The organism is Rhodococcus sp. MT28 (assembly GCF_058792695.1).
Map to the genome: position 1 here is coordinate 237,366 of NZ_JBXAFD010000007.1, position 22,137 is coordinate 259,502.

20 protein-coding genes and 1 tRNA gene are annotated in these 22,137 nt (G+C 64.4%); 10 read left to right on the forward strand and 11 right to left on the reverse strand.

Annotation, left to right across the window (positions count from 1 at the left end; all coding sequences use genetic code 11):
• Positions 1-80 precede the first annotated feature (80 nt).
• Positions 81-797, forward strand: a complete 717-nt coding sequence (locus tag AC1Q6C_RS25980) for a DUF8548 family protein (RefSeq protein WP_492666890.1) — start codon at positions 81-83, stop codon at positions 795-797.
• A 73-nt stretch (positions 798-870) separates the two neighbouring features.
• A tRNA-Leu gene (locus AC1Q6C_RS25985) sits at positions 871-952 on the forward strand.
• A 59-nt stretch (positions 953-1,011) separates the two neighbouring features.
• Here the strand turns inward: AC1Q6C_RS25985 and AC1Q6C_RS25990 are convergent.
• Positions 1,012-1,731: an aspartate/glutamate racemase family protein gene (locus tag AC1Q6C_RS25990; RefSeq protein WP_492666891.1), complete on the reverse strand. Its 720-nt coding sequence runs from the start codon at positions 1,729-1,731 to the stop codon at positions 1,012-1,014.
• 234 nt (positions 1,732-1,965) lie between these two features.
• On the opposite strand from AC1Q6C_RS25990, the gene AC1Q6C_RS25995 reads away from it, so the two are divergent.
• Positions 1,966-2,373, forward strand: coding sequence for a hypothetical protein (locus AC1Q6C_RS25995; protein ID WP_020970031.1), 408 nt, complete (start codon positions 1,966-1,968; stop codon positions 2,371-2,373).
• The gene (locus AC1Q6C_RS26000; protein ID WP_003945334.1) at positions 2,370-2,750 is read left to right on the forward strand and encodes a DUF3817 domain-containing protein; all 381 of its coding nucleotides are present in this window, start codon (positions 2,370-2,372) and stop codon (positions 2,748-2,750) included. Before AC1Q6C_RS25995 ends, AC1Q6C_RS26000 begins: the two co-directional genes overlap by 4 nt.
• A 62-nt stretch (positions 2,751-2,812) precedes the next feature.
• Here AC1Q6C_RS26000 and rdgB read toward each other — a convergent pair whose 3' ends face one another.
• The 7 genes from rdgB to clpS all read right to left on the reverse strand — a co-directional run bounded on the left by rdgB (position 2,813) and on the right by clpS (position 7,893).
• Positions 2,813-3,421 carry an RdgB/HAM1 family non-canonical purine NTP pyrophosphatase gene (gene rdgB, locus AC1Q6C_RS26005; protein ID WP_492666892.1) on the reverse strand — a complete coding sequence of 203 codons (609 nt, stop codon included), beginning with the start codon at positions 3,419-3,421 and terminating at the stop codon, positions 2,813-2,815.
• A 3-nt stretch (positions 3,422-3,424) separates the two neighbouring features.
• The gene (gene rph, locus AC1Q6C_RS26010; RefSeq protein ID WP_492666893.1) at positions 3,425-4,210 is read right to left on the reverse strand and encodes a ribonuclease PH; all 786 of its coding nucleotides are present in this window, start codon (positions 4,208-4,210) and stop codon (positions 3,425-3,427) included.
• A 52-nt stretch (positions 4,211-4,262) separates the two neighbouring features.
• Complete coding sequence (locus AC1Q6C_RS26015) at positions 4,263-5,021, reverse strand: cyclic nucleotide-degrading phosphodiesterase (protein WP_007733274.1); 759 nt, start codon at positions 5,019-5,021, stop codon at positions 4,263-4,265.
• 97 nt (positions 5,022-5,118) lie between these two features.
• Positions 5,119-5,778 carry a rhomboid family intramembrane serine protease gene (locus AC1Q6C_RS26020; RefSeq protein ID WP_492666894.1) on the reverse strand — a complete coding sequence of 220 codons (660 nt, stop codon included), beginning with the start codon at positions 5,776-5,778 and terminating at the stop codon, positions 5,119-5,121.
• A 92-nt stretch (positions 5,779-5,870) separates the two neighbouring features.
• Positions 5,871-6,938, reverse strand: coding sequence for a P1 family peptidase (locus tag AC1Q6C_RS26025; RefSeq protein WP_007733272.1), 1,068 nt, complete (start codon positions 6,936-6,938; stop codon positions 5,871-5,873).
• Positions 6,935-7,525 (reverse strand): oxidative stress transcriptional regulator AosR, encoded by a 591-nt coding sequence (aosR, locus tag AC1Q6C_RS26030; RefSeq protein ID WP_003945318.1) that lies wholly within the window; start codon positions 7,523-7,525, stop codon positions 6,935-6,937. Before aosR ends, AC1Q6C_RS26025 begins: the two co-directional genes overlap by 4 nt.
• A 56-nt stretch (positions 7,526-7,581) precedes the next feature.
• Positions 7,582-7,893 (reverse strand): ATP-dependent Clp protease adapter ClpS, encoded by a 312-nt coding sequence (gene clpS / locus AC1Q6C_RS26035; protein WP_037132099.1) that lies wholly within the window; start codon positions 7,891-7,893, stop codon positions 7,582-7,584.
• 121 nt (positions 7,894-8,014) lie between these two features.
• On the opposite strand from clpS, the gene AC1Q6C_RS26040 reads away from it, so the two are divergent.
• From AC1Q6C_RS26040 to AC1Q6C_RS26050, 3 genes are read left to right on the forward strand one after another with little or no spacing between them, the layout of a single operon-like run.
• A complete protein-coding gene (locus AC1Q6C_RS26040) occupies positions 8,015-9,355 on the forward strand; it encodes a nicotinate phosphoribosyltransferase (RefSeq protein ID WP_054187174.1) in 1,341 nt (446 codons plus the stop codon).
• A complete protein-coding gene (locus AC1Q6C_RS26045; protein WP_042446164.1) occupies positions 9,352-9,999 on the forward strand; it encodes a nicotinamidase in 648 nt (215 codons plus the stop codon). Before AC1Q6C_RS26040 ends, AC1Q6C_RS26045 begins: the two co-directional genes overlap by 4 nt.
• Positions 10,000-10,008: 9 nt before the next feature.
• Positions 10,009-12,057, forward strand: coding sequence for an ATP-dependent DNA helicase (locus AC1Q6C_RS26050; RefSeq protein WP_050656794.1), 2,049 nt, complete (start codon positions 10,009-10,011; stop codon positions 12,055-12,057).
• A 68-nt stretch (positions 12,058-12,125) separates the two neighbouring features.
• Here AC1Q6C_RS26050 and glgP read toward each other — a convergent pair whose 3' ends face one another.
• The gene (gene glgP, locus AC1Q6C_RS26055; RefSeq protein ID WP_007733263.1) at positions 12,126-14,726 is read right to left on the reverse strand and encodes an alpha-glucan family phosphorylase; all 2,601 of its coding nucleotides are present in this window, start codon (positions 14,724-14,726) and stop codon (positions 12,126-12,128) included.
• Positions 14,727-14,903: 177 nt separating this feature from the next.
• Here glgP and AC1Q6C_RS26060 point away from each other — a divergent pair, with 177 nt between their 5' ends.
• From AC1Q6C_RS26060 to AC1Q6C_RS26070, 3 genes are read left to right on the forward strand one after another with little or no spacing between them, the layout of a single operon-like run.
• Positions 14,904-16,928 (forward strand): maltotransferase domain-containing protein, encoded by a 2,025-nt coding sequence (locus AC1Q6C_RS26060; RefSeq protein ID WP_492666895.1) that lies wholly within the window; start codon positions 14,904-14,906, stop codon positions 16,926-16,928.
• On the forward strand, positions 16,928-19,129 hold the full coding sequence (gene glgB / locus AC1Q6C_RS26065) for a 1,4-alpha-glucan branching protein GlgB (RefSeq protein WP_492666896.1): 2,202 nt from the start codon (positions 16,928-16,930) through the stop codon (positions 19,127-19,129). The genes AC1Q6C_RS26060 and glgB overlap by 1 nt, the downstream gene beginning before the upstream one ends.
• The gene (locus AC1Q6C_RS26070; protein WP_042446171.1) at positions 19,129-20,577 is read left to right on the forward strand and encodes a neutral zinc metallopeptidase; all 1,449 of its coding nucleotides are present in this window, start codon (positions 19,129-19,131) and stop codon (positions 20,575-20,577) included. Before glgB ends, AC1Q6C_RS26070 begins: the two co-directional genes overlap by 1 nt.
• 18 nt (positions 20,578-20,595) lie before the next feature.
• On the opposite strand, the gene AC1Q6C_RS26075 is transcribed toward AC1Q6C_RS26070, so the two are convergent.
• On the reverse strand, positions 20,596-21,492 hold the full coding sequence (locus tag AC1Q6C_RS26075) for a tetratricopeptide repeat protein (RefSeq protein ID WP_030537899.1): 897 nt from the start codon (positions 21,490-21,492) through the stop codon (positions 20,596-20,598).
• A 105-nt stretch (positions 21,493-21,597) separates the two neighbouring features.
• Positions 21,598-21,960 carry a DUF3817 domain-containing protein gene (locus tag AC1Q6C_RS26080; RefSeq protein WP_007733255.1) on the reverse strand — a complete coding sequence of 121 codons (363 nt, stop codon included), beginning with the start codon at positions 21,958-21,960 and terminating at the stop codon, positions 21,598-21,600.
• Positions 21,961-22,137: the final 177 nt, after the last annotated feature.

Here is a 22,137-nt window from a genome sequence, read left to right on the forward strand (position 1 = left end):
GCGTTCCGGGCCACAATCTGTCGGACCCCCTCGCTACGTTCAGCGCGTCCACACCGGACAACTTCTCGGGGGGAGAAATCATGAAAGACACAGACGTAGTCAGAGCGGCCGAATTCATCGGCGCCGAGCTTCCGCGCGAGGCGTGGCCGCATTGGAATCAGGGATGGCCGCGCGAGTCCGAAGCCGCCCTTCTCGATGCGATCTTCTCGTCGCGCGCCGCCTATGGAACACCGAAGACCGGAGTCCGCGCCGTCGTCGACCGTTGGCGCACACACCGCTCGGTAGCCGCCGACGATCGCCTCGACAGCTTGCCCGCTCTCGCCGCCTTCACCGACCGTGGCGACGAGCTCGCAACAATTCTCGGCAATCGCCAGCGCGTGCCGGGCAACTACTTCACCAAAGCCGAAGGCGCGGCTCGTGCGGCCAAAGCGCTCGCCGACGCCGGTTGCCGGAGCGGTGCCGACGTCGAGGACACCGAAGGCCTCCGTTCGGCAGTCGTCTCCGTTCCAGGCCTCGGCCCCAGGACCTTCGAGACACTGATGTTCCTGTCCGGGAGGTTGACGGTAACTTCGATCGACCTGCTTGCACGGTTCGCCACCGAAGCAAGCAGTAGCGAGAAATTGTTGTCGAGCACCGACGCAGCCGAGTTGCTCGTTGCGGTTGCCGAACATCTCGATGTCGATGTTCGGACACTCACCCACGCTGCGTGGCGGCATCAACGCACGGCCGAGCAACCTCGCCGATCGAAGAAATCCACCATGCCGCCCGCAGCGGATCCACTCGCCGAAACGGCCTGAGAGCGGGCGGGCGCATCCCGACCAGGGTGGTGTGCCCGCGAGCGATTCCACTCGCGTATCCTTTGAATTCCGCGCGCGAGTGGCGGAATTGGCAGACGCGCTGGATTTAGGTTCCAGTGTCTCAGGACGTGGGGGTTCAAGTCCCCCCTCGCGCACAACGAAGAGCCCCGCCGGATCTGATCCGGCGGGGCTTTTTCGGTTCTCGTGAGCAAGGTCAGCGCTTTCGATCCTTGACCGGTGGAGTCATGTACGTCGTCCGACTCGGTGTCAGCCCCAGACGGACCGAGCTCTCCAACCATGTGATCGCCGCTGCCGTCGGGTCCACAACCGGAACATGAATCCCTTTGCCATGCAGCCTGTCTCGGACTGCGGCGGTCACACCGAGCATGCCGGTGCAACCGAGAACGACGGAGTCGGCGTCACCGTTCTCCACTGCCGTAGACGCCTGTGCGGCCAGTCGATCGATCAGTTCCTCCCGATCGGTGAGGCCCAGCACCGGCATGTCCACGACTCGAATACTGCCCAGCCGACTATCGAGTCCATACCGCCGAGTGAGCGATCGGAGCATCGGCACGACATTCGGCAGGATGGTCACGACACCGACGCGATCGCCCAGACTCATCGCTGTCAGAAATGACGGCTCGAAGCCGCCGACCACCGGAGCGTCGATGACCTCTCGGGCGGCATGCACTCCGGGATCGGCGAAACACGTGATGAACACACCGTCGACGCCGTCGGCTGCCGCCTCTTCGACCCTCTGCACGATCCCGGGGCCGGCAAGTGCCTCGTCGTACTCGGACTCGATGCTCGCCGTGCCAGAGAGCAGTGACACGACGTCGACCGTCGTGCCGGGCGCCGCCCAGTGCTCCACCTCGTCTGTCACCGCCGGAGTCAGTGTGGTGTCGATGACCGGGCGAATCACTCTGATGTGCATGAAACACTCCCCTGCTTTCGGATACGCGCCGAGGTTATCGATGCAGCTCAGCCGGGAGAATGTGTTCAGTGCCCTGGCGTTGCGGGTGAGGATGGGCATAGCGCACAGGTGCTGCGGGACGGCTTCTACGACACGCCGTGGCACGGCCTCTACGGCACGCCGTGGCACGGCTTCTACGACACCGTGTCGGAGATCGCAGGGCGAGGCACTATAGCTCTCAGGTACCGTCTTAGTGTGTCCAAGAACGCTACTAAACGCCGACCTGCGCTGATTCTGCTGGTCATCGTGTCAGCTGCCGGCTGCCTAGCGCTCGGCTGGTGGCAGTGGGAGCGCTTCGAAGCCGTCGGAGGCTCGGGACAGAATCTCGGGTACGCGTTCCAGTGGCCGCTGTTCGCGGCGTTTGTCGTGTACGCGTATCGCAAGTTCGTTCAGCTCGAAGACGTGGACCCCGAAGAGGCCGAAGCCGAGGAAGCCGCCGCGGAGCCGCGTGAGATCCCCGCCGACCTCTTGCCGCAACGCCCCCGGGCCGAGTTCGACGATGTGAACCTCGACGTCGACGACCCTGAAGCCCGCCAAATGCTGGAATACAACGACTACCTTGCGCAGCTCGCCGCTCGCGAGTCCGATAGGAGCACGACGTGAGTACCGGTTCGGAAGCGAGCATCGCTACCCCCGCGGTCAACGCAGAAAAGCAGAAGAAGGTTGCGTCGGCGCTGGTCCGATACCGCGTTCTCGCCTGGATCACCGGCCTCTGGCTGCTGTTCCTGACCGGTGAGATGGTCTACAAGTACTTGATTCTCGACAATTCGGCGGACGCACCCTCGTGGTTGTTCTACATCGGCCAGATCCACGGCCTGTTCTACATGCTCTACCTCGTGTTCACGATCGACTTGGCGATCAAGGCCCGGTGGAAGCCCGGTACGACGGTTGCCACCGCGCTTGCCGGCACGATCCCGTTCCTGTCGTTCGTGTTCGAGCACAAGCGGACTGCCCAGGTGAAGCAGGCTTATCAGCTCTGAGAGTTCCGAAAAGTAGAGCCCTGAACGCAGACGCGTTCAGGGCTCTACTTTTCGGATTCGGTTCAGCCGGCCAGCGCCGCCAGAGCCGGAACGAGCTGCACGAGCGCGCGCCCTCGATGTGACGCCGCATCCTTCTCGGCCGGGGTGAGTTCTGCGGCAGAGCGGGTGTCGCCGTCCGGACGGAAGATGGGGTCGTATCCGAAGCCCCCGTCGCCGGCTGGTTCTCGGCCGATCACCCCGCGCCATTCGCCGCGCACGACGGTCTCGTCGCCGCCGGGGATCACCAGTGCACAGGCGGAGACGAATGCCGCGCCTCGACGCTCGTCCGGCACGTCTCCCAGCTGAGCCAGGACCAGAGCCGTGTTGGCGCCGTCGTTTCCGTGAGTACCCGACCACCGCGCGGACAGCACACCCGGCATACCGTTGAGTGCGTCGATCTCGACACCGGAATCGTCTGCGATGCAGGGCATTCCGGTTGCAGCTGCTCCGTCACGCGCTTTGGCGAGCGCATTGTCCTCGAACGTCGCTCCGGTCTCGGGGGCTTCGGGGAACGGCGGGACCTCGTCGAGCCCGACCAGTTCGATTCCGTTCACTCCAGCGGCGTCGAGCACCCGGTGAAGTTCCTTCAGTTTCTTGGCATTTCGGCTGGCAACCAGTACTCGTACGCTCACAGCTCAGGCACCGAACTTCTTCTTGGGTTCCGGATTCTTCGGTTCGGGTAGCACCCCGGGATACGGCTCGGCCAACGCTTGACGCTGGATCTCGAAAAGTTGCTCACAACCAGCCAGAGCGGAGTCGAGCAGCTTGTCCAGCGTCGAGCGTGGGAAGGTGGCGCCCTCACCGGTTCCCTGAATTTCCACCAGCGTGCCGGTATCGGTGGCCACGACATTCATGTCGACCTCAGCACGCGAATCCTCTTCGTACGGAAGGTCGAGACGCACTCGTCCGTCCACGACGCCGACGCTGACGGCCGCTATGCCACACGAGATGGGCTGTGGGTCGGAGAGCAGGTCGGCTGCGCGCAGGTACGTCACGGCGTCGACCAGGGCCACGTATGCCCCCGTCACTGCCGCGGTGCGGGTACCGCCGTCGGCCTGGAGGACATCACAGTCGAGGGCGATGGTGTTCTCACCGATTGCCGCGAGATCGATGCACGCTCGAAGTGATCGGCCGATGAGTCGACTGATCTCCTGCGTGCGGCCGCCGACCTTGCCCTTGACCGATTCGCGGCCACTGCGTGTGTGCGTGGCGGCGGGAAGCATCGCGTATTCGGCTGTCAGCCAACCCAAGCCGGAGCCCCTGCGCCAGCGGGGTACACCCTCTTCGACGCTGGCCGTGCACATGACGCGAGTGTTCCCGAACTCGACCAGAACGGATCCGGCCGGGTGACTGGTGAACCCGCGGGTGATCTTGACCGTGCGGAGCTCGTCGTCCGCCCTACCGTCTTCTCGTGTAGTCACCTTCGTGAGCCTAGCGGTCGCCCGGTGAGCGCTGCACCGAATGTGAGGGGAATCAGATGTCGTAGACACTTCCGGCGGAGACGGCATGGACCGGTCCGGAGAATTCGGATTTCGCTTCGGCGATCACGTCTTCACGCGATGTCCACGGCGGAATGTGGGTGAGGAGAAGTTCCTTGACGCCGGCGAGCGCAGCCACACGGCCGGCTTCCTTGCCGGAGAGATGGACTCCCTCAGGTCGATCGGGGCTGTCGGTCCACGACGCTTCGGAGAGCAACACGTCTGCACCACGCGCGAGTTCGACGACGTTGTCGCACATTCCGGTGTCGCCTGTATAGACGAGGACGCGGCCGTCGGCGCCGGTGATCCGGAAACCGTAAGCCTCGGGTGGATGATTCATACGGCGGGCGACGACGCTCAGTTCACCGAACGTCACCGGCTCGTTCTCGGCCCAGAGCCGGACGTCGATGGTGTCGGAGATGTCGTCCATCTCGCCGGCGCACTCGGCGGAGGACACTCCGATGCGGCACGCGGTGTCGGTGGGGCCGTAAACCAGAGCCCTACCGACCGGCGGGTTGGGGTGATAGCGACGCCAGACGAGCAGGCCGGGCATGTCGAGACAGTGGTCCGCATGAAGGTGCGAAAGCAGGATCGTCACCTCGCCCGGATCGGCGTATCGCTGCAACGCCCCAAGAACTCCCGGGCCGAAGTCGATCACGAGCGGCGGAGTTCCCGGTGCCGTGAGCAGGTATCCCGAAGCCGGTGAATCCGGACCCGTGACGCTGCCGGAACACCCCAGGACGGTCATGCGCATACCGGTCATGCTGCCACGTCTACCCGTCTGGGAAAAAGCTCTTGGTGGTTTTGGCGCGTCGAAGTCACACCGCAGTGAGGGTGTGACCCACGTCCGTTCAGAAACTCGGTGGTCGAACGGCCGGCGCCGACCCGGCGCGCTTGGCCCTCTCCCCCGACGTCAACGCCCAGGCGGCAACCACGCCGCCGATCGCTCCGAACAGATGCCCTTGCCAGGAAACCCGTGGATCGCTCGGCAGAACGCCCCACAGCACTCCGCCGTACACGACGAAGACGGCAACGCCGATCACGATCTGTGTGAAGCTCCGCGTGAAGAACCCGCGCACCAGCAGGTAGGTGACCCAACCGAAGATCAGCACGGACGCACCGACGTGATTCGAGTTCGAGCCGGCGAACAACCAGGTCCCGACGCCGCCGATCACCCAGATGATGCCGGTCGCCGCGAGTCCCCGCGCAATTCCCGACACCAGCACGAGGTATCCGAGGATCAGCACCGGAATGGTGTTGGCGATCAGATGACCCCAGTCGTCGTGCAGCACCGGGGCGAACAGGATTCCCCACAGGCCGTCGAGCGTGCGCGGGGTGACGCCGGCGTTCTGGACGTTCTGACCGGAGATGACATCCACGATCTCGATCACGTAGAGCAGGATCGCGAAGCCGCCCACCAACACGGCCGACTGCTTCCACACCGAGGGCGGACCGGATTTCGGTGCCGGCGTCCGGGTGCCGAAGTCCGGACTGTTGAAATCCATCGTCATCGTGTGCGTCCTCCACCGTCGATCCGGTTTTCTGATCCGGTCACTCGCGACCAGGCTCAATTCGAGATTACCGCCGATTCCAGGAGTGCTGCCTAGAGAAATGCGGACGGGAAGAGTTCGCGGTAACTCGGGATTCCGGCTACCGACGTGGCGTCGAGAATCGCTGTGACGATCGCACGTTCGACCACCTGGGCCGAAGCCGCGCACACCGCGTCGAGTATCGGCAGATCGTTCGGGAAAGCGTCCGGAACCGTGATCTCCGAATTCGGAGTGTGATCACCGGTGGCGAGCGCAAAGATCGTGTCGCCGTCGAGCGGCGAATGTGCGGGCCGAATTGCTCGGGCCAGGCCGTCATGACCTGCGACGGCGACGCGTCGGCACCCGGCTTTCGTCAAGGCGGCGTCAGTGGCGACCACACCGATCGTGGTGTTGAGGACGGTTCCCTTGGCTGCAACGGCGTTGGCCGACGCGAGTTCGGACGCGTCGGGGAGCCTGAGGCCGAACGACTCCGCGCCGTCCGAGCCGACGCCCCACGGCAGGCCTGTTCTGGGGTCGAAGACCGAACCCACCGGATTCGCCACGATCAAGGCGGAGACCGTCGTCCCCTCGGCGGGGCCGTCGGCGATCACGACGCTGGCCGTTCCCACCCCACCCTTGAGCGCTCCGGCTCTGGCACCTACCCCCGCGCCGACCGTGCCCGTGGCGAATTCGCGCGAAGCAGTGTCGGCAGCGAGGAATCCGAAATCGCCGGTCGGACGAACGGTCCAGTCCCCCACCGGCAGATCGAAGATCACGGCGCCGGGCACGATCGGTACCACCTGGCCGGGAGCGCCCATCGCGATCCCGTGATCGTGTTCCTCGAGCCAGCGCATCACTCCGTCGGCCGCGGCAAGTCCGTAGGCACTACCGCCGGTCAACAGCACGGCATTGACCTGCTGGACCGAATGGCTCGGATCGAGCAGATCGGTCTCGCGGGTACCCGGACCGCCGCCCCGGACGTCGACTCCGGCGACCACACCGGCCGACGCGAGCACGACCGTGCAGCCGGTGGCTGCGCCGCTTCCGAGAGTGGCTCCCTCGTCGAGCTTGTGGTGATGACCGACGGCGAGGCCGGCGACATCTGTCAGTGAATCGGTGGGCCCGGTCCGCGTTGTGGTCATGGCATGAGCGCCTGGACGAGGGAGTCCTGCATCCACGTCAACCAGTGATAGACGTCGAGATGCGGGGCTCGCGGGTCGTCGGGTTCGAGGCTCTCCGGTGTGTCGGCGTCGATGCCGAGATTGGTTCCGAGCGCGAGACGGACGTCGTTGAGCGAGGACAGCCAGGCGTCGGCCTGTTCCTGCGTGAGAACGACCTTGCCGCCGGCCTCCGGAAGCGAAGCCAACAACATGCGAGCGGACTCACGCTTGGCGTCGATGATCTCGGGTTCGTGCAAACTGCGCAGCGCGCCGTTGACATTGGCGCCGGCGTCGTCGAGATCGTCACTGTCCGGAGCGACTTTGTCCGGATCGGTGCGCTGGAAGTCGGGAAGCAAACGCGCCAACACCGGATTGTCGGGTGTCTCCGAATTTCCGGTACGAAGACCCGTCAGCGCGGCGAGCTCGTCTTGCGGCGCCGAAGACGCGCGCTCGTCGAGAAGCCCGGTCACCGACTCCACGAGCGAGCGCAGAACCGCCGCCTCGTGGCCGTCCATCTCGGACTTGAACTTCACTCCGCCGAGTGAACTCTTCCTACTCCACGTCCGCACGCGTCGGACTCCCGTCTACGAGTTGGGCGAACAAATCGGTCGAAAAAGTGCTTTTCTCATGTGTCGTCGCGTTGCATCGTGGCCCAGAGACCGGCAGCGTGGAGGCGACGAACATCGGCCTCCATCTTGTCGCGCGAACCGCTCGAGACCACGGCCTTGCCCTCCGAATGGACCTGCATCATCAGGTCGGTGGCCTTGGCTTTGCTGTAGCCGAACAACTTCTGGAACACGTAAGTCACGTAATGCATGAGATTGACCGGGTCGTCCCAGACGATGGTCACCCAGGGCCGATCTGCGGCTTCGATGGTCGAAACAGCCTCCGACTGCTCGGGCGTGGCTTGAGGAGAGGAAGCCGTAGCGCCTCTCATCGTTACGTTCGCCGAGTAAGTGCCGGACACGGTCGCGCCGCCGAAAACCATGTATCCAGGGTACGGCGCGACGAGAGGCGACAACACCCACCCACGTCGTCTCGCGCATAGAGTTGTGTGCGTGCCTACGCAAATTTCCAACATCCGCGACGCCGGTGCCAGCACCGCACTGCTCACCGATCAGTACGAACTGACCATGCTCTCGGCGGCTCTCGCCGACGGATCTGCCTTCCGCAACTGCAGTTTCGAGGTATTTGCACGGCGGCTGCCAGACGGCCGTCGCTACGGCGTCGTCGCCGGTACCGAGCGCCTTCTCGACGCACTCGAGCAGTTCCGGTTCGGTGAACCTGAACTGGCGATCGTTGCAAAATTTCTCGACGACACGACCGTCGAGTGGCTGCGCAACTATCGATTCTCCGGTGACATCGACGGCTACCGCGAGGGAGATTTCTACTTCCCCGGATCACCGATCCTCTCGGTCCGCGGAACGTTCGCCGAGTGCGTCATCCTCGAAACCTTGATTCTCTCGATCCTCAACCACGACAGCGCGATCGCTTCGGCCGCAGCCCGCATGGTGAGCGCAGCGGGCGGTCGACGGATGATCGAGATGGGCTCGCGTCGTACACACGAACAGGCCGCCGTCGCCGCTTCACGTGCCGCGTATCTCGCCGGCTTCGACGCCACCTCCAACCTCGAAGCCGCGCGGCGTCACGACGTACCCAGTGCAGGTACCAGCGCGCACGCCTTCACTCTCCTGCACACCACCGAAGACGGTCCGGACGAGGCAGCGGCATTCCGCGGTCAGGTCGCGGCACTCGGCGTATCCACCACGTTGCTCGTCGATACCTACGACATCACCGAGGGTGTGAAAACGGCTGTCGCCGTTGCCGGTCCCGAGCTGGGCGGGGTTCGCATCGACTCCGGCGATCTCGGCGTTCTTGCTCGTCAGGTACGCCAACAACTCGACGATCTCGGTGCTACCAAAACACGCATCGTCGTCTCCGGCGACCTGGACGAGTACGCGATCGCGGCTCTGCGCGCCGAACCCGTCGACTCGTACGGCGTCGGCACTTCCCTGGTCACCGGATCAGGCGCCCCCACCGCCGGCATGGTCTACAAACTTGTCGAGGTCGACGGAATCGCGGTCGAGAAGAGAAGCACCAACAAGGCATCTCGCGGCGGCGCAAAGAAGGCACTGCGCGTAGTGCGTCCGACCGGAACGATCGTCGAAGAAGTCATCTACCCCGCCGGATCACCGTCACCTGTCTCCGATGCGGACGGCGCGACCGAACTGCTGATCCCGCTGGTTCGCGAAGGCAAGGTCGTCGACAGCGCGCCGACGCTCGAAGAGAGCAGAGCAGTTCTGAAGGCAGGGCTCGTGAGCCTGCCGTGGGAAGGCCTCAAGCTCTCGCGCGGAGACTCGGCTGTGCCCGTTCGATTCACCGGAGGTGAGCACCAGTGAGTGCAAAAGCACTGATAATTGTCGACGTTCAGAACGATTTCTGTGAAGGTGGAGCTCTTGCAGTCGACGGCGGTGCTGCGGTTGCGGGAGCCGTCAACGATTTCGTCAACTCCCACGAGTACGACGCCGTAGTCGCGACTCGCGATTTCCACATCGACCCTGGGGCGCACTTCTCCGAGAATCCCGACTTCATCGACAGCTGGCCGGTTCACTGCGTCGTCGGGACAGCCGGCGCCGAGTTCCATCCGGCGTTCGACGCTTCCGTCGCCGGGTCGGCGATCTTCTCCAAGGGCGCCTACAGCGCGGCCTACTCCGGTTTCGAAGGAGCAGCCGAGGACGGCACGACGCTCGAGGACTGGCTCCGCGCCCACGAGATCACCGACGTCGACGTGATCGGAATTGCCACGGATCACTGTGTCAAGGCCACGGCCGTCGATGCCGCGCGCGCGGGGTTCGCCACGACTGTCCTTCTCCCCTTCACCGCTGGTGTGTCGACCGCCACGATCGAGTCGGCATTGGTGCAGATGCGGGAGGCGGGAGTGCAGCTGATCGGGCGAGACGAGGCCTCGTCGCAAGAAGACTCGAATGCCGGGGAACCACCCCGGGAATCATCCGTGGACGTTTCTGACGTAGGGATCCATTAACCTTCGTGGGTGGCCGATCAACTCCCGAACGTTCCCGAACTGCTCCAGACAGCGGTGCGGTCGCTCGGCGGTGCCGAACGAACCAGTCAGCTGACGATGGCGTCCGCAGTGGCGCACTCGATCGATACCGGCGAGCATCTGGCCGTCCAGGCCGGCACCGGTACCGGTAAGTCGCTCGCCTACCTCGTTCCGAGCCTGCGCCACGCGGTCGAATCGGGACGCACCGTGGTCGTGTCCACCGCCACCATCGCGCTGCAGCGTCAGCTCGTCGACCGAGATCTGCCTCGACTCGCCGATGCCCTGAAGAAGCCACTCGGCCGACGCGCAGAGTTCGCAATCCTCAAGGGCCGCAACAACTATCTGTGCATGAACAAGATCCATACCGGCGCGTCCGAGCAGCCACCCGAGGACGAGTTGTTCGATCCGTTCACGGTCTCGCGTCTCGGCCGGGAGGTCGTCCGCCTCACCGAATGGTCCTCCGACACCGAAACCGGTGATCGGGACGAATTGGTGCCGGGCGTATCCGATCAGGCGTGGCGGCAGGTCAGTGTCACCTCCCGCGAATGCATCGGTAAGAACCAGTGCCCGGTCGGTGAGGACTGCTTCGCCGAGCGCGCCCGAGTCGAGGCGTCGAAGGCCGACGTAGTGGTCACCAACCACGCACTGCTCGCGATCGACGCCATCACCGGCATCCAGATCCTGCCTGACCACGACGTCGTGGTGATCGACGAGGCCCACGAGTTGGTCGACCGCGTCACCGGCGTCGCCACGGCCGATCTCACTGCCGCCTCGATCAGTGCCGCGGCCCGGCGTTGCGGCAAGATCGCCGAAGAACAGGATGCCGACCGACTCGAAGCTGCCGGCGAGGGGTGGGCAGGGCTCCTCGAGGAATTGCGGCCAGGTCGCTGGGAAGGCCTCCCGGACGGGGCGGCGCCCGCACTGGCTGCGATACGCGACGCGGCCTGGTCGCTGCGCACCGCTATCGGTCCGGCCAAACCGGGTATGGCTGCTGCAGATCCCGAAGCCGCTGCGGCCCGCAACGCCGCACTCTCGTCCGTCGACGACGTCCACGACAGTGCAGTGCGTATTCTCACCGCTTTCGACGAACCCGACCCGGCCAAGCGCAAGGACGTCGTCTGGCTGTCCTCGGACGAGTTCCGCGGATCGGTGCGGCGCTCCGTCCGGATGGCTCCGCTCTCGGTCGGCGGATTGCTGCGCTCGCGACTGTTCGCCGAATCCACCGTCGTTCTCACTTCCGCGACACTGACCGTCGGCGGATCGTTCGACGGTCTCGCCGTCAACTGGGGTCTTCCTGCGGAATCGTCCGCGCGCCCCGACTCGGGTACCGCCATCGGCACCGAAGCACCTTCTGACGCTTCGGCTTTCCGCTGGAACTCACTCGACGTCGGGTCGCCCTTCGACCATGCAAAGGCCGGCATCATCTACATTGCCCGCCACCTCCCTACGCCCGGCCGCGACGGCCTCTCCCCGGTCTATCTCGACGAGATCGCCGAACTCGTCGAGGCTGCGGGCGGACGCGCCCTCGGCCTGTTCTCTTCGATGCGCGCCGCCAAAGCCGCCTCGGAGGCGATGCGTGAACGCCTCGACACCCCCATCCTGTGCCAGGGCGACGACGCCACCGGCACCCTCGTCAAGGCCTTCGCCAAGGACGAACCCACGTCACTGTTCGGCACGTTGTCCCTGTGGCAAGGCGTCGATGTTCCGGGTCCGTCACTGAGCCTCGTCATCTTGGACCGGATTCCGTTCCCGCGCCCGGACGACCCACTGTTGATGGCTCGCCAGCAGGCTATCGAATCCCATGGCGGTAACGGCTTTCTCAGCGTCTCGGCCAATCACGCGGCGCTGCTCCTGGCACAGGGCGTCGGCCGTCTGCTTCGTAGCACCGACGACAAGGGCGTGGTGGCCGTGCTCGATCCGCGTCTGGCCACGGCGAGATACGCGGGTTACCTTCGCGCATCGCTGCCGCCGTTCTGGGAGACGACCAACCCCGAAGTCGTCCGCAAGGCGCTCACCCGCATCCGCGACTCACGTCCCTGAGCCGGTTCTCACGCGGGCACAATTCTGCCCCGGTACCGACCGAACGGACCGGGGCAGAATGCAATACGTCAGACGCTCGGAGTGGTCACCAACCCGAGTTCGGACGCATCGACCAACAACCGGTGATGCGGCAGCACCCGCACGGTGTATCCCACGGAGCCGGAGACCGGAAGCGCAACCTCGGCTTCGAAGATCTCGGTTCCGTCCTCGGCGCCGAAGTGCGTCATCGGGAACGTCACCACGTCGGTGAGTTCCTCGCCTGGGCTGACGCGTCCCAGGACTGCCTGAACCTCCACATCCGAGACCGACAAGCCGCCGAGGCGGACCTTGGCCTTCAAAGAGATGGTCGCACCGATCTCCGGAGTGTCCGGCAAGCCGGAACCGTCCACCTGCTCGACGACGACCGACGGCCACTGCGATTCGATGCGACGACGGAACTCGGCCACCTCACGCGCGCCGGCAAAATCATCCGCCACTACCGCTCGAGCTGATTCCGCCGAAGGGGCGTAGTAGTCGACGGCGTAGTCACGAACCATGCGTGATGCCAACACCTTCGGGCCCAGATTCTCGAGGGTGTGGCGAACCCTCTCGACCCAGCGCGTCGGCAGATCGGCTGCATCACGGTCGTAGAACGTCGGCAGTACCGCGTGCTCGAGAAGTTCGTAGAGGGCGCTGGCTTCCAGATCGTCACGCCGCACGTCGTCGAGAACACCGTCGGCCGTCGGAATGGCCCACCCGTTCTCGCCGTCGTACATCTCGTCCCACCATCCGTCGCGAATGGAGAGGTTGAGGCCGCCGTTGAGCGCGGATTTCATGCCGGAAGTACCGCACGCCTCGAGGGGGCGAAGCGGGTTGTTGAGCCACACGTCGCAGCCCCAGTACAAGTAGCGGGCCATCGACATGTCGTAATCAGGCAGGAAGACGATGCGGTGACGCACATCCGCTTCGTCGGCGAACCGCACGACCTGCTGGATGAGTGCCTTACCGCCGTCGTCGGCGGGGTGCGACTTGCCGGCCACCACCAACTGCACCGGACGTTTCTCGTCGAGCAACATCGCACGCAGACGCTCGGGATCACGCAGCATCAGCGTCAACCGCTTGTACGTCGGAACGCGCCTGGCGAATCCGACTGTCAAGACGTTGGGATCGAATACTCCAGTGGTCCAGCCGAGTTCGGCCTCGGTCGCGCCGCGTTCGAGCCAGGACGCTCGGACGCGACGACGAACTTCGTCGACCAACTTGCCGCGCAACGCATTACGTGTTTCCCACAGTTCGGTTGCCGACAACTCGTGCAGGCGCTCCCACCCGCGTGCTTCTTCGAGTTGCTCCTGACCGACGATCCGCCTGGCCACGTCCATCCACTCCGGCGCCGCCCACGTCGGCGCGTGAACACCGTTGGTGACCGAACCGATCGGCACCTCGTCGGCGTCGAAGCCCGGCCAGAGACCGTTGAACATGTCGCGGCTGACGATGCCGTGCAACTTCGAGACGCCGTTGGCTCGCTGGCCCAGGCGAAGACCCATGTGCGCCATGTTGAAGATCGAAGGATCGGCTTCACGCCCCATCCCGACGATGCGGTCGACGGTCAGGCCGGGAAGCAAACTCGATTCGTTCTCGCCGTTCGCTCCGCCGAAGTAGTGACGGACCAGATCCGCCGGGAAGCGGTCGATTCCGGCGGGAACCGGAGTGTGCGTCGTGAAGACCGTTCCGGCACGGACCGCGGCCAGAGCCGAATCGAAGTCCAGACCGCTGGTGGTGACAAGTTCCCGAATCCGTTCGATGCCGAGGAATCCGGCATGCCCCTCGTTCATGTGGAACACCTCGGGATCGGGCAATCCGTACGCCGCGGTGTAGGCGCGCACCGCGCGGACGCCGCCGATACCCGCGAGGATCTCCTGCTTGATGCGGTGATCCTGGTCCCCGCCGTAGAGACGGTCCGTGACGCCGCGCAGATCCGCGTCGTTCTCGGCGATGTCGGAATCGAGCAGCAGCAACGGCACTCGTCCGACCTGAGCGATCCACACTCGCGCACGCAGCACCCGGCCACCGGGCATGGCGACGTGAATGACGACCGGCGATCCGTCTTCGGAAGCCGGGCCTGCGTCCGTCAGCAAACGAAGAGGCAACCCTTGAGGGTCGTGCGGCGGGTAGTGCTCGGCCTGCCAACCGTCGGCGGTCAGCGACTGGCGGAAGTAGCCGGATCGGTAGAGCAGTCCGACGCCGATGAGCGGCAGCCCGAGGTCGGACGCGGCCTTGAGGTGATCGCCCGCCAGGATGCCCAATCCACCGGAGTAGTTGGGCAGAACTTCGCTGACTCCGAACTCCATGGAGAAGTACGCAATTCCGCCGGCTAACGATGTGCCCTTGGCCTGCTGGGACTGATACCAACGCGGGGTGCTCAGATAAGCATCGAGATCGGCTGCTGCAGTGTCGAGGTCACCGAGAAATGCCTCGTCACTGCTGAGTTCGTCGAGACGGGTGGGGTCGACTTCCCCGAGCATGCGGACCGGATCGAACTGGACTGCTTGCCAGAGTTCGGGGTCGAGTCGCGAGAACAGATCCTGTGTCTCGGGATGCCACGACCACCGAAGGTTGGTGGACAGGGGGCCGAGCGCGGCGAGGCGCTCCGGAAGGTGGGCTCGGACAGTGAACCGACGCAAGGCTTTCACCCCGCGAACCCTAGTCGAGTTCCTTGCACTCTGTCCGGTGGAACCGAACGCCCGAGCCGACCTGACCACCGACAGACCCGCATTCGTCGTTATCAGCACTCCAGCGCCGCACCCACTACGGTTGAACCCGGCGAAAGAAAGTTTTACCGCGATCCATCACCAGAAATGGAGCTTCCCGTGTCAGGACGCCTCGGTATCGACGACGTGGTACCCGAGATCTCGGGTAACTATCCGGCAAAGGCCGTGGTCGGTGAAGTCTTCCCAGTGCACGCAACCGTGTGGCGAGAAGGCCACGACGCCATTTCCGCCACTTTGGTCGTGCGTGGTCCGCGCGGTACCAAGCCGCTGCGCATTCCGATGGACCCCGGCACCGAACCGGACACCGTCGACGCGGTGTTCACACCGTCCGCCGAAGGTATGTGGTCGTTCCGGATCGAGGCGTGGAGCGATCCCATCGCCACCTGGAAGCACGCCGTGGAAGCGAAACTCGCCGTCGGGCAAGGGGCGGCCGAGTTGGCCAACGACCTGGAAATCGGTGCGCGCCTGTTCGAACAGGCCGCGCACGAGGTACCGCGGGGCAACAGGTCCAGGCTCGAGGCCGTCACGGCGTCGCTGCGCAGCGATCAGGCGCTGACTGCTCGCGTCGCGCCGGCCTTCGCCTCCGACGTCGCCGAACTGCTCCGCGCCACTCCGCTCCGTGAACTGGTCACCAAGGGCGAGTCCCACCCCGTCGTCGTCGATCGCAACCGTGCACTGTTCGGATCGTGGTACGAGTTCTTCCCCCGCTCGACGGGCGGTTGGGACGAGAACGGGGTGCCGCAACACGGTACTTTCCGAACCTCGGCCGAAGACCTACCCCGCATCGCCGCAATGGGTTTCGACGTCGTCTACCTTCCGCCGATCCATCCCATCGGCGAGATCAACCGCAAGGGACGCAACAACACTCTCACTCCCGAACCCGGTGACGTCGGCTCGCCGTGGGCCATCGGCTCGGTCGACGGCGGGCACGACGCGGTTCACCCGCAACTCGGCACGCTCAAGGACTTCAAGGCCTTCGTCGCTGCGGCCCGCAAGCTCGATCTCGAAGTGGCATTGGATCTCGCGCTGCAGTGCGCCCCGGATCATCCATGGGCCAAGATGCATCCGGAGTGGTTCAACGTCCTTCCCGACGGCACCATCGCCTACGCCGAGAACCCGCCCAAGAAGTATCAGGACATCTACCCGATCAACTTCGACACCGATCCTCACGGTCTGGACAAGGAAATCCTGCGCGTGGTCCGCCACTGGATCAACGCCGGAGTCAAGATCTTTCGTGTCGACAACCCGCACACCAAGCCGCCCAACTTCTGGGAGACACTCATCTCGGAGGTCAAGAAAACCGACCCCGACGTCTTGTTCCTCGCCGAGGCTTTCACTCGTCCGGCGCGCATGTACGGCCTTGCCCGGCGCGGGTTCACGCAGTCGTACACGTACTTCACCTGGCGAGTTGCGAAGTGGGAGCTCACCGAATTCGGTAACGAGCTGGCGGCGAAGGCCGACGAAGCCCGACCGAACCTCTTCGTGAACACGCCGGACATCCTGCACGAGTCCCTCCAGCACGGTGGGCCCGGAATGTTTGCACTGCGAGCAGCTCTCGCCGCCACCCTGGCGCCGACGTGGGGCGTCTACTCCGGTTACGAACTCTACGAACACCAAGCCGTTCGCCCCGGCAGCGAGGAATACCTCGACTCCGAGAAATACCAACTTCGGCCGCGCCATTTCGCCGAAGCAGCAGCGCGAGGCGAGTCTCTCGAGCCGTGGATCACCGCGCTCAACCGCATCCGGCGTGCACATCCGGCCCTGCAACAGTTGCGGAACCTGCACTTTCACCACATCGACAACGACGCGTTGATCGCCTACTCGAAGTTCGACGCCTCGACCGGTGACGCCGTCCTGACGGTGATCAACCTCAACCCGTTCGCTGCAGAAGAGGGCACCGTCTGGTTGGACATGCCGGCGCTCGGACGCGAATGGCACGACCACATGACCGTGCTCGACGAGGTAACCGGTGAGCAGTTCAATTGGGGCCAAGCCAATTTCGTCCGCCTCGAGCCCTGGCGTTCGGTGGCGCACATCCTCGCGCTCCCACCGGTTCCGTATCCGGCCCGGATCTCTCTGGCCTACCAAGCACGCAATGCGCACCGCGCAGGTGGAGGCAAGTGATGTCAACCGAGAAGTTCCCTTCGGGTATCGCACCGGACAATCACGATCTGGAGCTGTTGGCGCGCGGTGAACATCACGATCCGCACAGTGTCCTCGGCGCCCATCCCCACGCCGACGGCACCGTTCTGCGAGCGTTGCGTCCCAACGCCGAGTCCGTCAGCGCCGTCATCGGCGGCAAAGACTTTCCTCTCGAACATGTTTCGAACGGAATCTTCGTGGCTCTGGTCCCCTACCCCGACCTGATCGACTATCGCTATTCCGTGACGTACCCGGGTGGACACACGGTTCTCGCAGCCGACCCTTACCGATTCCTGCCGACTCTCGGTGAACTCGACCTTCACCTGTTCGGCGAAGGTCGGCACGAACGACTGTGGGACATCCTCGGCGCACATCCGCGTTCTTACGAGACACCGGACGGACCCGTCGACGGCACCTCGTTCGCCGTCTGGGCTCCGGCCGCCCGCGGCGTGACCGTCGTCGGCGACTTCGACGGGTGGAGTGGGCAATTCGCCCCCATGCGAGTCCTCGGATCCACTGGGGTCTGGGAACTCTTCCTGCCCGACATCGCAGTCGGTTCGCTGTACAAGTTCCGGGTCCACGGCCACGACGGCTCCGTTCGCGACAAGGCCGATCCCATGGCATTCGGTACCGAGGTCCCGCCGGCGACTGCATCGCGAGTGACCACCAGTTCGCATGAGTGGAACGACGCGGCCTGGCTCGAAACCCGCGCCAGTGTCGATCCTTCGCAGTCCCCGATGAGCGTGTACGAGGTGCACCTCGGATCGTGGCGTCCGGGACTCGACTACCGCCAGATGGCCGAGCAACTCGCCGTCTACGTCACCGAAACCGGATTCACCCACGTCGAACTGCTGCCCGTCTCCGAGCATCCGTTCGGTGGATCGTGGGGATACCAGGTCACCTCGTACTACGCACCGACCTCCCGCTTCGGCACCCCGGACGACTTCCGCTGGTTCGTCGACCACCTGCACGCCGCAGGGATAGGTGTCATCGTCGATTGGGTGCCTGCACACTTCCCCAAAGACGAGTGGGCCCTGGCTCGTTTCGACGGAACTCCCCTGTACGAGCACGCCGATCCGCGTCGCGGCGAGCAGTTGGACTGGGGCACATACGTATTCGACTTCGGTCGCCGCGAGGTGCGGAACTTCCTCGTCGCCAATGCACTCTTCTGGCTCGAGGAGTTCCACATCGACGGACTTCGCGTCGACGCTGTCGCATCGATGCTGTACCTGGATTACTCACGCCCGGAAGGTGGATGGACTCCCAACATTCACGGCGGCCGCGAGAATCTCGAAGCCGTTGCGTTCCTGCAGGAGATGAACGCCACCGTCCACAAGAACCATCGAGGAGTCGTCACCGTCGCCGAGGAGTCGACGGCGTGGCCCGGAGTCACTCGGGCGACCAATGTCGGCGGCCTCGGATTCAACATGAAGTGGAACATGGGGTGGATGCACGACACCCTCGGGTTCCTCGGTCACGACCCGGTACACCGGACCTACCACCATCACGAGATCACGTTCTCACTGATGTACGCGTGGAGTGAGAACTACCTGCTACCGATCAGCCATGACGAAGTGGTGCACGGCAAAGGAACTCTGTGGACCCGGATGCCCGGGAACGACTTCGCCAAGGCGTCCGGCCTGCGCTCACTGCTTGCATACATGTGGGCGCATCCAGGCAAGCAACTGCTGTTCATGGGACAGGAATTCGGTCAGAGTGCGGAATGGTCGGAAGAACGCGGCCTCGACTGGTGGCAACTCGACGATCAGTACACCGGCACTCTCCATCGCGGCGTCCAGCGACTGGTCGGCGATCTCAACTCCGCGTACCGACGTCATCCGGCCATGTGGACCCTCGACACCTCGCCCGGTGGATACTCCTGGATCGACGCCAACGACACCGAGAACAACGTCCTCAGTTTTCTGCGTTACGGTACTGACGGTTCGATTGTCGCCTGCCTGTTCAACTTCTCGGGCAGTGAGCACTCGAGCTACCGCGTCGGGCTACCAGAGCCCGGCCGATGGGTGGAAATTCTCAACACCGATGCCGAGGTGTACGGCGGCTCCGGAGTCGGGAACCTCGGAGCGGTCACAGCAACGTCGCATTCGTGGCACGGTCGGCCAGCCTCCGCACAGGTGGCGCTGCCAGCTGCTGGAGCGATTTGGATAAGTCTGGAGCGTTGATGGTCGGCCGGCGAGTAGTCATTGTCACGTCGTCACTGTTGGCAGTGGCAGCACTGCTCGCCGGTTGTGCCCAGGGAACGAGTGGCCACGCCGTCTCGATTTATCACGATCCCTTCCGCGTCGCCGGACTCGACGCAACGGCAGGACCAAGTGGGTTGCGTCCGGGAGCCCCCAACGCCGACCGAGCAATCACCGGCACCGACGGCGGGGACATCGACGCGCTGGCAGCCAACGCCATCACAGACATCGAAACCTACTGGGCCGCCGAGTACCCGGCTCTGTTCGACAAGCCCTTCGAACCGGTCGACGAGCTGATCTCGTGGGACCCCACCGAATCGAACGGCCCGGACTTCTGTGAGGAGACCACCGAAGAACTCATCAACGCCGGGTACTGCAGCATCGATCACACCATCGGTTGGGATCGTGAATTGCTGCTGCCCGAGGTGCGGGAGAAGTTCGGTGACGTGGCCGTCGCGTTCATCTTTGCGCACGAGTACGGCCATGCCGTTCAACGCAAGGCCGGGATCGTCGGCGGTAAACGAGACGCAGCCCTGGTGCGCGAACAGCAAGCCGACTGTTTCGGTGGCGCCTTCTTGCGGCACGTCGCCGAGGACAAGGCCGCGCACTTCACGATGAACACCTCCGACGGACTCAACAAGGTGTTGGCGTCGGCGGTCGCCATCCGCGACGAAGACCCTAATGATCCTGAGAGCCACCATGGTTCGGCGTTCGAGCGCGTCACCGCCACTCAGATCGGCTTCACCGACGGCGCCGGTGCGTGCGCGAAGATGGACGCCGACGAAATCGAGTCACGACGTGCAGACCTCCCGCAGCAGTTCGCCGAGGGCAACGATTCCGGAGAACTGCCCGTCACCGAGGCAACTCTCGACGAGTTCGTGAAGACCTTCCAAGCGATCTTCGATCTACCTCAGCCACCGAAGGTCGTGTTCACCGGCGCAGACACCGGGTGCAGCGATGCCGTTGCGACCGAACCCGTCTCGTACTGCCCGTCGACGAACACCATCGGAATCAGCGTCGACGACCTTGCCGAGCGCGGCACGCCGGGTCGCGTCGGGCGACGCGAGTTGATCCAGACCAACATCACCGGTGACTACAATGCCTATGTCCTGCTCGCGTCGCGGTACACCCTCGCGATGCAGAAGGAGAACGGCCAATCGCTCGACACTCCGCAGACTGCCCTGCGCGCCGCCTGCCTGTCCGGCGTCATCACCGCAGCACTCAGTCCCACCAACGCCGCGGCGTCCGGAGCACAGGTCACGCTCTCCCCCGGCGACCTCGACGAAGCCGTATCGGGGCTGCTGACCGACGGCCTGGCTGCCAGTGACGTCAACGGTGAGACGGTCCCGAGCGGGTTCGCACGTGTCGACGCGTTCCGGACCGGCGTTCTCGGTGGCCGGGAAGTGTGCGACAGCCGCTACACGGAGTAGCGACTGCCGGTCCATACGTCAGTAGAGAGCGGAAGCCAACTTACGACGGGCCGCGATGACGATCGGTTCTGCCGGGTCGAACAGTTCGAACAGTTCGAGCAGGCGCGTCCGAGCGGCAGCCTTGTCGTCGCCGGCAGTTCGCGAGACCACCGAGATCAAGCGGGCGAACGACGCCTCGGGTTGCTGGGCGAACATTTCCAGGTCGGCCGCAGCGAACTGCAGTTCGAGATCGGACGGATCAGCATCCGCGGCCGCAATCGACTCGGGATCGACACCCTGAACCCGAGCCATGAACTTCACCTGGCGGACAGCGCTCTTGGCCTCCGCATTGTTGGGTTCGGCGTCGAGAATTTCCTGGTACGCAGCGATGGCGGCGTCGAGATCGCCCTCGTCCAGCGCGGTTTCAGCGGCCACGAAGCGAGGATCCTCGACCTCCTCCACCGGTTCGTCCGCGTCGGAGACCGGCCCACTCAACTTGCCCTCGACAGCTTGGAGGACTGCGTCGAACCACTGGCTGAGCTGCGCCTCTGGCTGAGCGCCCTGAAAATCGGCCAACGGCTGACCAGCCGCGACAGCAACAACCGTCGGCACCGACTGGACGCCGAATGCCTGCGCGATACGAGGGCTCACGTCGACGTCGACGTTGGCAAGAATCCACTTGCCACCGGCTCGCGCTGCAAATGATTCGAGAACTTCGGTGAACACGACCGAGGGCTCGTATGCGCGGCCACCGATGTTGACGATCACCGGCACCTGGCTCGACTTCAGCAGGACTTCGCTTTCGAAGTTCTCCTCGGTCACCTCGATCACTGCCCCGGAGACAGCAGAAACGGCCCCGTCGCCGCTGGTGTTACGCGGCGGTGGTGGGGCCGTGGCCCGCTCTTTGAAGGCGGACAAGTCGACTGCGCCGCTCATGGCGGCAGCAACTGCGGACGAACGCGCGGGGGGCCTGGAACCTGGTCGAGTCACGGCTCCCAGTTTGTCACGAGTTGCGAGAAGCTACGTAGAGGGATGCAGCAGTCAGACGAGCGCCGCGTTGCCCTTGGACGCATCGAACTCCGTGGACAGCTCACCGAGCTTGCCGTTTCGCACTGCCCAGCGTTCGAAGATGACGGTGCCGAAGGGCGGAACGCTCGAGATCAGCGCAAGGATCGTGGTCTTGACGTCCCACTTGAGCGACCACGCGGTCAGGAGTGCAACAACGATGAACACCAGGAAGCCGGCGGTTCCGTGGACCATTCCGGGGATGCGAATCGCTTCTTCGTGTCCGAGGACCCACTTGAAGAACATGGCAACCAGCAAGGCCGCCCAGGTCACAGCTTCCCACCACGCCACCAGACGGAAGCGTTTCGCGGGAGTGGATACGTCAAAGATGTTCGCCATGAGGCCATTGTGCCCGAACAACTACGACGCCCCGTAGTTGTGTGAGCAAAACCACGGGGCGTCGCAGAGCGAGAGCGCTCGTTCAGGTGTATTTAGACACTCAGGCCTTGGGGACGCGGACGATGAGTGCGTCGCCTTGTCCGCCGCCGCCGCAGAGTGCGGCTGCGCCGATGCCGC

Excerpts from the sequence above, each read along its gene's own strand:
- AC1Q6C_RS25980 (WP_492666890.1), top strand. The coding sequence starts at position 81 with ATGAAAGACACAGACGTAGTCAGAGCGGCCGAATTCATCGGCGCCGAG.
- AC1Q6C_RS25990 (WP_492666891.1), bottom strand. The coding sequence starts at position 1,731 with ATGCACATCAGAGTGATTCGCCCGGTCATCGACACCACACTGACTCCG.
- AC1Q6C_RS26015 (WP_007733274.1), bottom strand. The coding sequence starts at position 5,021 with ATGCGCATGACCGTCCTGGGGTGTTCCGGCAGCGTCACGGGTCCGGAT.
- AC1Q6C_RS26020 (WP_492666894.1), bottom strand. The coding sequence starts at position 5,778 with ATGACGATGGATTTCAACAGTCCGGACTTCGGCACCCGGACGCCGGCA.
- AC1Q6C_RS26025 (WP_007733272.1), bottom strand. The coding sequence starts at position 6,938 with ATGACCACAACGCGGACCGGGCCCACCGATTCACTGACAGATGTCGCC.
- clpS (WP_037132099.1), bottom strand. The coding sequence starts at position 7,893 with ATGAGAGGCGCTACGGCTTCCTCTCCTCAAGCCACGCCCGAGCAGTCG.
- glgB (WP_492666896.1), top strand. The coding sequence starts at position 16,928 with ATGTCAACCGAGAAGTTCCCTTCGGGTATCGCACCGGACAATCACGAT.
- AC1Q6C_RS26070 (WP_042446171.1), top strand. The coding sequence starts at position 19,129 with ATGGTCGGCCGGCGAGTAGTCATTGTCACGTCGTCACTGTTGGCAGTG.
- AC1Q6C_RS26075 (WP_030537899.1), bottom strand. The coding sequence starts at position 21,492 with ATGAGCGGCGCAGTCGACTTGTCCGCCTTCAAAGAGCGGGCCACGGCC.
- AC1Q6C_RS26080 (WP_007733255.1), bottom strand. The coding sequence starts at position 21,960 with ATGGCGAACATCTTTGACGTATCCACTCCCGCGAAACGCTTCCGTCTG.